Raw genomic sequence first — 12,737 nt, forward strand, 5'->3', positions numbered from 1 at the left:
TCGCGCCAGCGCGAGCGGCGTGCACCAATGTCGATTGAGCGGTATTGGGCTCGCACCGTTCCGCTACCTCGTTCAGACCTTGCACAAGTTTGTATCGGCCGCTGTATAGCGAGTAGACTGAGGGTCTTGCTGACCGCCCCGATCGAATACCCCGCGAATCTTCTGGTGAATTCTTCCGCTTTCTCATTTCGAATGCAGTGGTTCGTCCTACTGCTCGCCGTCGTGCCCTTGGGGGCGATCGCGGCGGCCGAGCGGCCATTGTCTTTCAATCGTGACGTGCGGCCGATCTTGTCGGACAAATGCTTCTTTTGTCATGGCCCGGAGGACAAGCATCGTGCGGCCGATCTGCGGCTCGACCGGTCCGACGCGGCTTACGGCGTGGCGATCGAGCCGGGCAGCGCCGACGAGAGTGAATTGATCGCGCGGATCTTGGATCCCGATCCCGAGGTTCAGATGCCGCCGCCGGAGACCGGCAAACGTGTGACGGAAGCGGAGTTAAGTGTCTTGCGGCGTTGGATCGACGAAGGCGCCGAGTACGAAGCCTATTGGGCCTATGTCAAACCCGGGCCCGTGTCGGTACCGCCGTCTGAGGAGCCGGATACCGGCAGCCGATCGGAAGGCGTCGAGCCGGATGCCGGCATCATCGATCGACTGGTGCGGGCGGAATTGTCGCGTGGTCCGCTGCAACCCGCACCGCGCGCGACGCGTCGCGATCAGCTTCGTCGGCTGCACCTGGACCTGACCGGACTGCCGCCCAGCTACGACCAGATCGCGGCCTTCGCCGCCGATGAGTGTCCGGATGCGTATGAACGACGCGTCGACGCGTTGCTCGCGTCGCCGGCGTTCGGAGAACGGTTTGCCGAGTACTGGTTGGATCTGGTTCGTTTTGCCGACACGGTCGGCTACCACGGCGATCAAGTCCACAACATCGCGCCCTACCGTGACTACGTGATCGATTCGATCAATGACAACCTGCCGCTGGATCGTTTCAGCCGTGAACAACTGGCCGGCGACTTATTGGAAAACCCGACGATCGAGCAACAGATCGCAAGTGGATACAACCGCTTGCTGCAAACGACACACGAGGGTGGGCTGCAGCCGAAAGAGTATTTGGCGATTTACGCCGCCGATCGCGTCCGCAATGTTTCCGCCGTTTGGATGGCCGCGACGATGGGCTGTGCACAGTGTCACGACCACAAGTATGACCCGTACACGTCCACGGACTTTTATTCGCTGGCCGCTTTCTTTGCCGATGTCGATGAAGAGAAACACTTTAAAAATGGCACCAACGCGCTGCCGACCCGCAGGGAACCGGAGATCGATGTGTTGGGGCGTACGGATCGGCTACGGCTGGCTGAATTGGATGCCGCGATTCGATCCGCCGAAGCGGAGGGGAATTCCGAGCAACTGAAATCGCTTCAAGAGGAACGTGATGCGATCATTGCACGCAAGCAGCGGACGATGGTCACCAAGGCGATTGAGCCGCGGACGGTTCGTTTCCTGCCGCGTGGGAACTGGTTGGACGAAAGCGGCGATGTGATGCAGCCGGCGGTCCCGGAGTTCTTGGGGGAAATCGGCGAGTTTGCCGGTTTGCCGGACGGGGCGCGGGCGACGCGACTGGACTTGGCGAATTGGTTGTTTGACGTCGAGCGGGGCATCGGCGGATTGACCGCACGCGTGTTTGCCAATCGGTTGTGGTACCTGTACAGCGGACGCGGCATCAGTCCGACGCTCGGCGATTTTGGCGGTCAGGGTAGGCCACCGACGAATCCCGAGTTATTGGATCACCTGGCCGGCGTCTTGATCGATACCGGCTGGGACCTCAAGGCCACGGTTCGTCAAATCGTCACCAGCGAAACGTATCGCCAGGCGGTGGTGATGCAGGAAACGCGTCGCAAGCTGGATCCCTACAACGATCTGGCCGCGTCACAATCGGGGCATCGCTTACCCGCCGAAACCGTGCGAGATGCGGTGTTGGAAATGGCCGGGTTGCTGGATCATCAGGTCGGCGGACGTAGCGTGCGGCCGTATCAACCCGGTGGTTACTATCGGCATTTGAACTTTCCCGGGCGAATCTACACGCCTGACCAGGGACGGATGCTGTGGCGGCGTGGGGTCTACACCCATTGGCAGCGTCAGTTCTTGCATCCGACGCTCAAAGCACTCGACGCACCGAGTCGCGAGGAATGCACGGCCGAGCGGCCACGCAGCAACACACCGCTGGAAGCGTTGGCGTTATTGAACGATCCGACCTTCGTCATCGCCGCCAAAGCGTTCGCCGCCAGGGTGCTGCGTGAGAGCGACACGGCGGCGTCGCCGACGGCCGCCATCGAGACAAGAATCAACACGGCGCTGCGGATCGCGATCGGCCGCGACGCCAATCAAACCGAACGTGTTGCGCTGACGGGATTGTTGCAGAGCGAAATCCAGCGTTTTGAAAACGACCCGGCCGCCTGCGACGCGTTTTTGGAAACGCCCCGCGAAGTCACAATTGCGTGGCCGGTTGAGACGCCCGATGCCGAGCGCGCGGCTTGGTCCAGTGTCGCGCGGGCCGTTTTGAACTTGCACGAAACCTTGTACCGTCCCTAATGAACGAACTCAAACGCAGAACCTTTCTCTCCAAGAGCGGCCTGTCCCTCGGTGCGGCCTCGTTTGCGAACTTGTTGGCTCGCGACGGGGCGGCGGATCTTGCGACGGGCTTGCCGCCGGGCGTCGAAGGATTGCCGCACTTTCCGCCGCGGATCAAACGCGTGATCTTTCTGTGCATGGCCGGCGGGCCGTCGCACTTGGAGACCTTTGATGAGAAACCGGAACTGGCGCGACTGCACGACCAGCCGATGCCCGCGTCCTTCACCGAAGGACAACCGATCGCTCAACTCGCCGGCAAGCCGTTGAAAGTCCAAGGCCCGATGACCACGTTTCGACGCTGCGGCCAGAGCGGTCAAACGATCAGCGATTTCTTGCCCTACCATCAAAAGATGGCGGACGACCTGTGCATCCTCAAGTCGATGGTCACCGAGCAGATCAACCATGACCCCGCGCACACCTTCATGAACACGGGCACCGCGATCAGTGGCCGTCCGTCGATGGGATCGTGGGTCACCTACGGGCTGGGCAGCGAGTGCGATGACTTGCCGGGGTTTGTCGTCATGACCAGCATCGGCGGCCGCAATCCACAACCGATCGCTTCGCGTCAGTGGTCGTCCGGGTTTCTGCCCAGCCGCTACCAGGGAGTCGAATTCAATAGCACCGGCGTTCCCGTTCACTATGTTCAGCCGCCTGCGGGAGTCGGCAAGGTCGGCCAGCGGGCTGTCGTCGACGCCATCGCCGCGATCAACCAACATCGGTTCACCCGCCACGGGGACCCGGAGATTCAGACGCGTCTGTCGACCTACGAGATCGCGTTTCAAATGCAAACGTCGGTGCCGGATCTGGTCGACATGTCCGACGAGCCGCAGCGGATTTTGGACATGTACGGCGCGAAACCGGGCGACGGATCGTTTGCCAGCAATTGTCTGCTGGCGCGGCGGTTGGCCGAGCGCGGCGTGCGTTTCATTCAGCTTTACCACCGCGGTTGGGACCACCACGGCGATCTCGAACGCTACATGAACGTGTGCTGCAAGTTGACCGACCAGCCGACGTGGGCGTTGATTCAGGATTTGAAGCAACGGGGAATGCTGGACGAGACGCTGGTGATTTGGGGCGGCGAATTCGGTCGGACGCCGATGTACCAGGGCAAGGGCGGTCCTGGGCGAGACCACCACATCAAGGGGTTTTCGATGTGGATGGCCGGCGGGGGCGTCAAGCCGGGCATCAGCTACGGGGCGACCGACGAACTGGGGTACAACGCGACCGAAAATGTCGTTCATGTGCGAGATCTACACGCCACGATGCTGCATTTGTTGGGGATTCGCCACCAGCGTTTCAGTTATCCGTTTCAAGGGTTGGACATGAGACTGACAGGGGTGGAAAGGGCCCGCGTGCTGGAGGGGGTTCTGGCATGATCGGAACGACCCGACGGTGCCGAGCGAACAGACTGATCGGGCTGGCGTTTTTAGCCCTATACGCTGCCGATGCCGGTCGATACACTCTGGGGCCCGAATTCGCATAACCCATTGAATTTTGACGAAGTTAGACCAAGAAATGTACGCCATTATTGTTGACGGTGGACGTCAGTACCGTGTTGAGCCCGGAATGGAAGTCGATCTGGACTACCGTGAAACGCCGGCTGGTGAAAGTTTGACCTTTGAAAAAGTGCTCGCCGTTCAAGGTGAATCGGGTTTGAAGCTCGGATCTCCGACCGTCGACGGCGCCACCGTGACCGCTTCGGTGATGGGGCCGAAACAGGGCAAGAAGATCTACGTGCAGAAGTTCCGACGGCGTAAGCACAGCAAGAGCCGCATCGGCCACCGCCAGCTGTTCACGCGTGTCAAGATCACGGACATCGCGGGCGTCTGATGCCTTCCAGCCGGCTCTCCGATTACGAGCTGGGGGATATCCTGGGTGTTGGAACCGTCGGCACGATCTACCGTGCGACGGAAAAGGAGACCGGACGCAGTGTTGCGCTCAAGATACTCCATCCCAAAGTCAGCCAAAACACTCTGATTCGCGCTCGCTTCAAACGCGAGATGATGATTTTGGAGAGGCTGCGGCACCCCAGCATCGTGCAATACTACGGCGGAGGCCGTGTCGACGACGACCAGGGGCTGTTCTATGCCATGGAAGTGGTCTCGGGCGGGACGGTTTCGGACCTGCTCTCGTTCGGCGGGCCGCTTCCCTGGACGGTGGTCGTTGAGATCACCCGTCAAGTGTGTAGTGCGTTGCAGTGTGCCCACAACATCGGCATCGTGCATCGCGATTTGAAGCCGAGTAATCTGTTCCTGACCCCCGAAGGGGGCGTCAAGCTGGGTGATTTTGGGATCGCCCGGGATCTGACCGCCGGTGATTTAACATCGGCCGGCATCACGGTCGGGACGCACGCCTACATGGCGCCGGAACAAATCAGGGGCGAGGAATCGGTTTCGGGCAAGGCCGACCTGTATGCACTCGGCTGCTGCATGTTCGAGATGCTGACCGGCCGGAAGGTCTTTCTCAGCGACGACTACGCCAAGCTGTTCGACCAGCATCTCAAAAGCAAACCGCCCTCGGTGCGTGACTTCGTGGATTGCCCCGAAGCGATCGACAAGGTGATCGGGCAGCTGCTGGCCAAGTCGCCCGACGACCGCCCTTTCAACGCCCGTCAGGTCCAGGCGATGATGATGGAGGCGGCCCGCAATTTTAATTCGGGCGAGAAGGCCGGGGATCCGGACAACCCCGTTTTCGAGGCCGGGCATAACGAGCTGGTGCGACGGATTCGAGCCCGGCTGGATCCGATGGCCAACACCGTCAGCGGGCTGCGGTTGGGACTCGCGATCGCCGTGATCGTAGCGATCATCATCGGCTTGGTCGTGGTCTCGCAGTCCGGTTCGTAGAGTGGGGGAATAGCGGCACGCGTCATGGTTCACCCTCCCTGGCAGCATTGGTGTCTACACAACCAAAGAAACCCTCTCCTCGCTACGCTCGACTCTCCCAGGGGGAGAGTGACTAAACCCCTTCTTTTCAACGCCTTTTGAGTTCCCAGCCCGCACCACCGTCTCACCGCTCATGAATTCGACCCACGGCCTTCCCGAAGTCATCGAAGACGAGTCCCAGCTCGAGGAACTCTTGATCATGCCGTCGGCGGAATTGATCCAATCGGCCGCAACACTGTCGGGAAGCCTGGTGATCTTGGGAGCCGGCGGCAAGATGGGGCCGACCCTGGCCGCACGTGCCCAACGCGCGATCGATCAAGCCGGGGCGGCTGCCCAGGTCGTTGCGGTCAGCCGATTCTCCGATCCGGTTGCCCGTGACTGGCTCGACCGGCGCGGAGTGAAGACCGTGGCCGCGGATCTGCTTTCGCAAGACGCGTTGGACGATTTGCCCGACGCCGACACGATCATTTACTTGGTCGGATCCAAATTCGGAACCCGACAAAACCCATCGCACACCTGGGCCGTCAACACGATCGCGCCGGCCTGTGCAATGCGTCGTTATCCCAAGTCCACCTTTGTCGCGCTCTCGACCGGAAACGTCTATCCATTGACGCCCATCGATCAGGGCGGATCGCGTGAATCCGATGCTTTGGAGCCGGTCGGCGAGTACGCCTATGCGGCGGTCGGACGGGAACGGATCTTCGATCATTTCTCTCGCGTCCACGGCACGCCGGTCGCCATGATCCGATTGAACTATGCGACCGATCTACGCTACGGCGTGCTGACTGATTTGGCGCTGAAAGTTTTCCGTGGAGAGACGATCGACGTAACGCAAGGCTACTTCAATTGCATCTGGCAAGGCGACGCGAATGACTTGATCCTACGCGCCGTCCCGCTGGCCGAATCGCCGCCCCGGCCGATCAACTTGACCAGTTTGGAAACCTTTGCCGTTCGCGAAGTTGCCCAGACGTTTGGGCAATTGATGAGCCGCGATGTCCGGTTCAGCGGTCAGGAATCCGAGACCGCGCTGCTGAGCAATGCCTCCCAGTGCGCCGAGCTGCTGGGCGCGCCGGCCACTCCGATGGAGCGGGTGATTCATTGGACCGCCCACTGGGTCCGCCAAGGCGCTCCGTTGTTGGGCAAGCCGACGCATTTTGAGGTTCGCGATGGCGCCTTCTGACGGAACCCGGCACGACGCGCCGATGCCGCCTGCATGGGTGACGCAATCGATTCGCGGCGGCATCGTGATCCCGGCGCATCCCCTGGCGCTCGATGCCGAGGGGAACTTTGACCGTCGCAGCCAACGCGCACTGACTCGCTACTATCACGCGGCCGGAGCCGGAGGTCTGGCGGTCGGCGTCCACACCACCCAATTCCAAATTCGCGAGCCCCAGCACAATTTGCTTCGCCCCGTGCTCGAGCTTGCCGCGGAGACGGCTCGTGATCTGGATGCCGCCGGCGGCCGACAGACCGTCCTGATCGCCGGGATCTGCGGCCAGACGGATCAGGCGATCGGCGAAGCCCGGCTGGCCCGAGAGCTGGGCTATCACATCGGGTTGTTGTCGCTGGCCGCCTTGCCGGATGCCAGCGACGATCAGTTGATCGGGCATTGCCAGGCGGTTGCCGAGCGGATCCCGATCTTTGGGTTCTACCTCCAACCCGCGGTCGGTGGGCGAGTTCTGTCGGTCGACTTTTGGAGACGCCTGGCGGGCATCCGCAACTTGGTCGGGATCAAGATTTCGCCCTTCGATCGATACAAGACGCTTGATGTCGTTCGCGCGGTTGCCGAGTCCGGACGCGGAAACGACGTCACGTTGTACACCGGCAATGACGACGCGATCGTCCTGGACCTGCTGACCGACTATGAAGTCCGAATCAACGACTACGTGAAACGAATTCAGATCGTCGGCGGCTTGCTCGGCCACTGGGCGTGCTGGACCCACAAGGCGGTTGAATTGCTGCAGACGTGCAAAAGCGCCCGAGGGTCTGATCAAATGCAACGCGGGCTGTTGACTCTCGCGACGCAGGTCACCGATTGCAACGCCGCACTGTTCGACGCCGCCAACGGATTCGCGGGCTGTATCGCCGGCATCCAAGAGGTGTTGTATCGCCAGGGGCTGTTGTCCAGCCCACGGTGTCTGGATCCAAAAGAAAAACTCTCGCCGGGCCAACGCGACGAGATCGATCGTGTTTGCGACGCCTATCCGCATTTGATCGACGACGAATTTGTGTCGCGAAACCTCAAGGCCTGGCGGCGCTGAGCTGCCGCCCTGATGGGATAGGCAGTCGTAGGGCATGCTGTGCATGCCAACGGTCTGACGTTATCACTGTCACCAAACGGCCACGACCTTCGCCGACTCATCGATCGCAGATCGAATCCAGTCCAGGAAACGATCAAAGGGCTGGCCGATGCCTTCGCGGAACTCCGTCACTTTGCCGCCGACTTGCATGCATGCCGCCAGATTACCGAATTGCCAAGCCGATCCCGAAGTGCCTTGTCGAAACGTGTCGTCGGCCGAGCGTCCGACACGAATGCAATCATCCAGAATTCGCGAACCCAATCGAAAGCCGTCCGGAAAAACTTCTTCACCGGTAAAGGCCTGCTCGTCGCCCGGTGGGAGTGTTCGGCCGCGACGATGCCGCATCGCCGCGCGGTGAACTTGGCGCACACTCATCAGATCGATCGGCGGTGGGTTGTTGTTCGTGATCAACTCGCAACGAATCAGTTTCTCTTCGATCTCAGTTGGCTTGCCGACAATCACCATCACGGCCAAATCGATGTGTTCGCCTCTAGCGGCCGCTTTGAAACGTCGACATTGAAACGTGGTCGTCGAATTGACTCGGATCGATGCGGTTCGCAAGGACGTGTCGTCATACAAATGGCCGACCGTGGCGAATCCCCATTCGGTTTGGCCATCGATCCCATTCCAGCGCAGTAAGAATCCGCTGGTTGCGTCGCGTGTTTCGAGTTTCACGCTTGCGCCGGTGGGAACATAATCGCCCAGCGACTCGACATCCGATCGAATCACCAACAAGTCGAATTTGCCGTCGCTGCGTTTGAGTCTGATTTGAAAGTGCGGCGGAACCCGTTGGGCAGGGGCCACACGTTGACGTTTGCGGGGCAGATAAACGCGAATAGCGAGCTGCCATCCGAAGGGTTTGCCGCCGCGATACTTACGTCCGATTCCGATTTCGCTGGATTGTCCCGTGATCGCTTTGACGTGACGTTTTGCGGTCGCGACCACTCGCCGCCACTGATCGGGTGTGAGTTCGTCGTATCGCTTGATCGTTACCGCTGGCATCATTCGTTCAATCCCATCAACCGCTCTGACAGGGTGACCACAGGCTGCGGGTGAACCGCGGGACCCCCTGTCCCGATACACCCCCGTGGGAACTTACTTTGTCGTACCAAGGATGGGAGACAGAAATGCGTCACAAATCTTTGCCCGCCGTGCTGTTGGCGGTCGGTCTGCTGACGGCGATGGTTGGAAGTCTGGGCTGCACGCCGCGTGTCCGGATCCGAGCGGCGCCCGGCCCTGATGACACCGGTATTCGGTACTACCGCCCAAAGCCCTACCTGCGGATTGAACCGGGCGGAAGCGTGGTGACCGAGGGCAAGGTTTCGACGACGAGGCCGAGCGATGAGTTCGTCGCCATCTCGCTGGAATACCTGCCGGACTTTTCCGAAGAGTATTCGATCGACGTGCGTCCCGGATTGGGATCCGCCCACGTCTCAGTCGGCTTGACCGATGGTTGGAATCTGACGTCGCTGAACCAAGAGCTTGATTCGCAGTTTGACGAAAACGTCAAAGCGATCGCTGACTTGGCCAAGGCGGGAACCGGCTTTCTTCCAACGGCCAAGGACTCCCGCGGCAGCGTCCCCGGAAGCTCACAGAAGTTTGTCGTCGCGGCGACCAACGTGCCGATCGGGTACTACGAATCGGTGATCAGCAAAGACGCCTGCGGCAAGAAGCGTCTGTACGGTTGGCGTTATGTCGGCTTCTTGCCATTTAGTCCTTGCCCGACCGAGATGTGCGGTGGGCAGCACTTGGTTTGCGGCTCGGTGCCCTCGGAGTTGTTCGGCATCGTGTTTGACAACGGCGTGATGACGTTCAAGCGTCTCGATGCGATTCCCGAAGTTGCCGACACGACGCGGCAACCGGTCAGCACGGGGCAGTTCGTCGTCAGTGCGTCCCGGCAAGAAAAACTGGATGCGATGACCATCGCGATTCGGCAAGCGATTCTTCAGAATGAAGGAATGGAGTCCAACGTGCACGTGACCCAAGCCGATGATTGGATGACCGTCCGGTGGGACATCGAATTGCTCGGGACGACCGCAAAGAACACGACGCGCGAACGATTCATCAAGTCGCTCGTCCAACACGAAGCCGTCGAGCAGGCGCTGCACGACCTGGGCGATCCGATTCCGAGCATCATGCCGATCGCCGGACTGCCTGGGGAACAGCGGTAGGCGGGTAGGTCATGCTGTGCATGACGATTGTCTGTGAAGTGCGTAGTCATGCTGTGCATGACGCCCGTCACGCACAGCGTTGACCTACGCGCTGCGACGGGTGATGACACGGCGGTGTGCGACAATTGACCGGCTGCACCTGATGTGTCCACACGCCTACGATTGGAGCACGCACTACCTCTTGAGTTTGAGAAAATCATCATGATGGACGTCGAACTTCTCAGTCGGCTGCAGTTTGCCGGAACGATCATGTTCCACTACTTGTTCCCGCCGCTCTCGATCGGTCTGGGGCTGCAGTTGTTCTTATGCGAGCTAGCGTATGTCCGCACGGGGCATCCGGCGTGGGAATCTGCGGCGCGATTTTGGACCCGTGTCTTCGCCGTCAATTTCGCGATGGGCGTGGCGACCGGGATCGTGATGGAGTTCGAATTCGGAACCAATTGGGCGGCGTACTCGCGATTCGTCGGCGACGTGTTCGGGTCCGCGCTTGCCGCCGAGGGCATCTTTGCGTTCTTTTTGGAGAGCGGGTTTCTGGCGATTCTGGTGTTCGGCTGGGACCGCGTCGGTCCGAAGATGCATCTTTTCAGCACCTTGATGGTGTTTCTCGGATCGGTGTTTAGCGCCGTCTGGATCGTGATCGCCAACAGCTGGCAACAGACGCCGGCGGGCTATCACATCGTTTGGCAGGAGATCCAGGGTCAAAGCGTTCCCCGTGCCGAAGTGACGGATTTTTGGGCGATGGTTTTCAACCCGTCATCGGTGGATCGTTTGACGCACACCGTGATCGGTGCGCTGGTGCTGGGCGCCTTCTTCGTCGCCTCGGTGTGCTCGTTCTATTTGCTCAAGCAGCGTCATGAAGACGTCGCGCGGCGTTGTCTTTCGATCGCCCTACCGAGCGCGTTGGTGTTCACACTGCTTGCGGCACTCACCGGTCACGACTCGGCCCAGAAATTGGTCGAAACCCAGCCGGCCAAGCTGGCCGCGATGGAGGCGCATTTCGAAACGACCGATCAGCCCACTGGGTTGTACCTATTCGGCTGGCCGGATGCCGAAAACGAAACCGTGCACTTCGGCATCCGCGTGCCCTGGTTGTTGAGCTTGATGGTCTACAACGATCCCGGCAAACCGGTTCCGGGCATGGATCAAATTCCCGAATCCGATCGGCCGCCGGTGTGGCTGCCATTCCAAATGTTCCACTTGATGGTCGGTCTGGGCACGATGATGATCGTGCTTGCGGCGCTGGCGTGTTGGTTTTGGTTCAAACGAACGTATCATAATCATCGCTGGTTGATGTGGTCGATCGTGCTGATGCCGCTGGCGGCGATGACGGCCAACCAAGCCGGTTGGATCACCGCCGAAGTCGGACGGCAACCGTGGATCGTGCACCCGTCGGTTCAAAACGGTGTGGAGATGATGGGGTTGCGAACCAAGGACGGGCTGAGCGAATCGGTGACGGCCGAGCAAGTGCTCAGTTCGATCGTTTTGTTCGCCGTCATTTATTCGCTGTTGTTCGCGGTCTGGATCTTTGTGCTCAACCACAAGATCCAACATGGTCCGGAGAGCATCGAGGAACTTGAATCACACAAACGGACTCGCGGCGCATCGAAACTGTCGGATCAGATCCGTCACGGTGGTACAGGTCGTGGCGGTGGGCTACTGGATGAGGATGGCTGATGAGTTACGACACGATCACATTGATCTGGTTTTTCCTGTTAGGTGTTTTGCTGACCGGGTACGCAATCCTGGACGGATTCGATCTGGGCGTGGGAATTCTGCACCCGTTCATCGCCAAGGACGATCGCGAGCGGCGATTGGTGATGAACTCCATCGGACCGCTGTGGGACGGCAATGAAGTCTGGTTGGTGACCTTCGGCGGCGCATTATTCGCCGCGTTCCCCAACGCCTACGCCACCGTGTTCAGCAGTTTTTACGCCGCGTTCCATTTGCTGTTGACGTGTTTGATCGGCCGCGCGGTCAGTTTGGAATTCCGTTCCAAGGTGCATTCGCCGGCTTGGCGACGATTTTGGGATACCGGGTTCTTCCTCTCATCGATGACCGCGGCAGCACTGCTCGGAATCGCCGGTGGCAACGTGATGGCCGGCATGCAAGTCGGCCCGATGTTCCGGTACGAGGGCGGACTGTTGGACCAGTTGTACTGGTATCCGTTGCTGGTCGGGGCGCTGACCGTGTCGTTGTTCGCGCTGCACGGGTCGATCTATCTGTACCTCAAGACGGAAGACGAGTTGCAACAGCGGGTGCGGAATCGGATTCTTCCACTGTTTTATTGTTTTGCGGGATTGTACGCGGTGGTCACGTTCGCCACCTGGCTGCACGTGCCGCATGCGACCGAAACGCTGACTCGGCATCCTTGGTTGTGGATCGTTCCGGTGCTCAACGCGTTGGCGGTGTTGAACATTCCGCGGGCGATGCACTTGGGAAAACCCGGCTACGCGTTTTTCACCTCATCGATGGTCATCGCCGCGTTGGCGTCACTGTTCAGCGTCGCGATCTTTCCGAACTTCATGCTATCGACGATCGATCCGGCCTACAGCGTGACGCTGGAGAACGCCCGCAGCAGTCACCAGACGTTGATCACGATGCTGTGGATTGCGTTGATCGGCATGCCCTGCGTGGCCAGTTACACGATCACGATTTACTGGATCTTTCGAGGCAAGGTGCAACTCGATTCGAACAGTTATTGAGGGTGCCGCAGAAAAGGGGGGAGTAACCGTTGGTGTTTGGCCTTTAGGCGATTC

The 12,737-nt window shown here is 60.0% G+C and carries 10 protein-coding genes; 9 read left to right on the forward strand and 1 reads right to left on the reverse strand.

Annotated features, from left to right (window positions below; genetic code table 11):
* Window positions 1-165: 165 nt before the first annotated feature.
* The 6 genes from NZK35_RS33595 (at window position 166) to NZK35_RS33620 (ending at window position 7,771) form a co-directional block, all read left to right on the forward strand.
* Window positions 166-2,589, forward strand: a complete 2,424-nt coding sequence (locus NZK35_RS33595; protein WP_259636906.1) for a PSD1 and planctomycete cytochrome C domain-containing protein — start codon at window positions 166-168, stop codon at window positions 2,587-2,589.
* On the forward strand, window positions 2,589-4,004 hold the full coding sequence (locus tag NZK35_RS33600; RefSeq protein WP_259636907.1) for a DUF1501 domain-containing protein: 1,416 nt from the start codon (window positions 2,589-2,591) through the stop codon (window positions 4,002-4,004). Before NZK35_RS33595 ends, NZK35_RS33600 begins: the two co-directional genes overlap by 1 nt.
* A gap of 139 nt (window positions 4,005-4,143) precedes the next feature.
* Window positions 4,144-4,458: a 50S ribosomal protein L21 gene (gene rplU / locus NZK35_RS33605; protein ID WP_095739853.1), complete on the forward strand. Its 315-nt coding sequence runs from the start codon at window positions 4,144-4,146 to the stop codon at window positions 4,456-4,458.
* Window positions 4,458-5,471: a serine/threonine protein kinase gene (locus tag NZK35_RS33610; RefSeq protein ID WP_259636908.1), complete on the forward strand. Its 1,014-nt coding sequence runs from the start codon at window positions 4,458-4,460 to the stop codon at window positions 5,469-5,471. Before rplU ends, NZK35_RS33610 begins: the two co-directional genes overlap by 1 nt.
* Window positions 5,472-5,643: 172 nt before the next feature.
* Complete coding sequence (locus NZK35_RS33615) at window positions 5,644-6,690, forward strand: NAD-dependent epimerase/dehydratase family protein (RefSeq protein ID WP_259636909.1); 1,047 nt, start codon at window positions 5,644-5,646, stop codon at window positions 6,688-6,690.
* Entirely contained in the window at window positions 6,677-7,771 is a 1,095-nt protein-coding gene (locus NZK35_RS33620; protein WP_259636910.1) for a dihydrodipicolinate synthase family protein, read from the forward strand. Before NZK35_RS33615 ends, NZK35_RS33620 begins: the two co-directional genes overlap by 14 nt.
* Window positions 7,772-7,840: 69 nt before the next feature.
* On the opposite strand, the gene NZK35_RS33625 is transcribed toward NZK35_RS33620, so the two are convergent.
* Window positions 7,841-8,815: a hypothetical protein gene (locus NZK35_RS33625; RefSeq protein WP_259636911.1), complete on the reverse strand. Its 975-nt coding sequence runs from the start codon at window positions 8,813-8,815 to the stop codon at window positions 7,841-7,843.
* Window positions 8,816-8,937: 122 nt separating this feature from the next.
* On the opposite strand from NZK35_RS33625, the gene NZK35_RS33630 reads away from it, so the two are divergent.
* The 3 genes from NZK35_RS33630 (at window position 8,938) to cydB (ending at window position 12,683) form a co-directional block, all read left to right on the forward strand.
* Window positions 8,938-9,981 (forward strand): hypothetical protein, encoded by a 1,044-nt coding sequence (locus NZK35_RS33630; protein ID WP_259636912.1) that lies wholly within the window; start codon window positions 8,938-8,940, stop codon window positions 9,979-9,981.
* A gap of 201 nt (window positions 9,982-10,182) precedes the next feature.
* Window positions 10,183-11,655 carry a cytochrome ubiquinol oxidase subunit I gene (locus NZK35_RS33635; RefSeq protein WP_259636913.1) on the forward strand — a complete coding sequence of 491 codons (1,473 nt, stop codon included), beginning with the start codon at window positions 10,183-10,185 and terminating at the stop codon, window positions 11,653-11,655.
* Complete coding sequence (cydB, locus tag NZK35_RS33640; RefSeq protein ID WP_259636914.1) at window positions 11,655-12,683, forward strand: cytochrome d ubiquinol oxidase subunit II; 1,029 nt, start codon at window positions 11,655-11,657, stop codon at window positions 12,681-12,683. The genes NZK35_RS33635 and cydB overlap by 1 nt, the downstream gene beginning before the upstream one ends.
* Window positions 12,684-12,737: the final 54 nt, after the last annotated feature.

It is taken from the genome of Stieleria sedimenti, assembly GCF_025060895.1.
GTDB lineage: Bacteria > Planctomycetota > Planctomycetia > Pirellulales > Pirellulaceae > Stieleria > Stieleria sedimenti.

Coding starts and splice junctions, on each gene's coding strand:
- NZK35_RS33600 (WP_259636907.1), top strand. CDS start 2,589: ATGAACGAACTCAAACGCAGAACCTTTCTCTCCAAGAGCGGCCTGTCC.
- NZK35_RS33615 (WP_259636909.1), top strand. CDS start 5,644: ATGAATTCGACCCACGGCCTTCCCGAAGTCATCGAAGACGAGTCCCAG.
- NZK35_RS33630 (WP_259636912.1), top strand. CDS start 8,938: ATGCGTCACAAATCTTTGCCCGCCGTGCTGTTGGCGGTCGGTCTGCTG.
- rplU (WP_095739853.1), top strand. CDS start 4,144: ATGTACGCCATTATTGTTGACGGTGGACGTCAGTACCGTGTTGAGCCC.
- NZK35_RS33610 (WP_259636908.1), top strand. CDS start 4,458: ATGCCTTCCAGCCGGCTCTCCGATTACGAGCTGGGGGATATCCTGGGT.
- NZK35_RS33635 (WP_259636913.1), top strand. CDS start 10,183: ATGATGGACGTCGAACTTCTCAGTCGGCTGCAGTTTGCCGGAACGATC.
- NZK35_RS33620 (WP_259636910.1), top strand. CDS start 6,677: ATGGCGCCTTCTGACGGAACCCGGCACGACGCGCCGATGCCGCCTGCA.
- NZK35_RS33625 (WP_259636911.1), bottom strand. CDS start 8,815: ATGATGCCAGCGGTAACGATCAAGCGATACGACGAACTCACACCCGAT.
- cydB (WP_259636914.1), top strand. CDS start 11,655: ATGAGTTACGACACGATCACATTGATCTGGTTTTTCCTGTTAGGTGTT.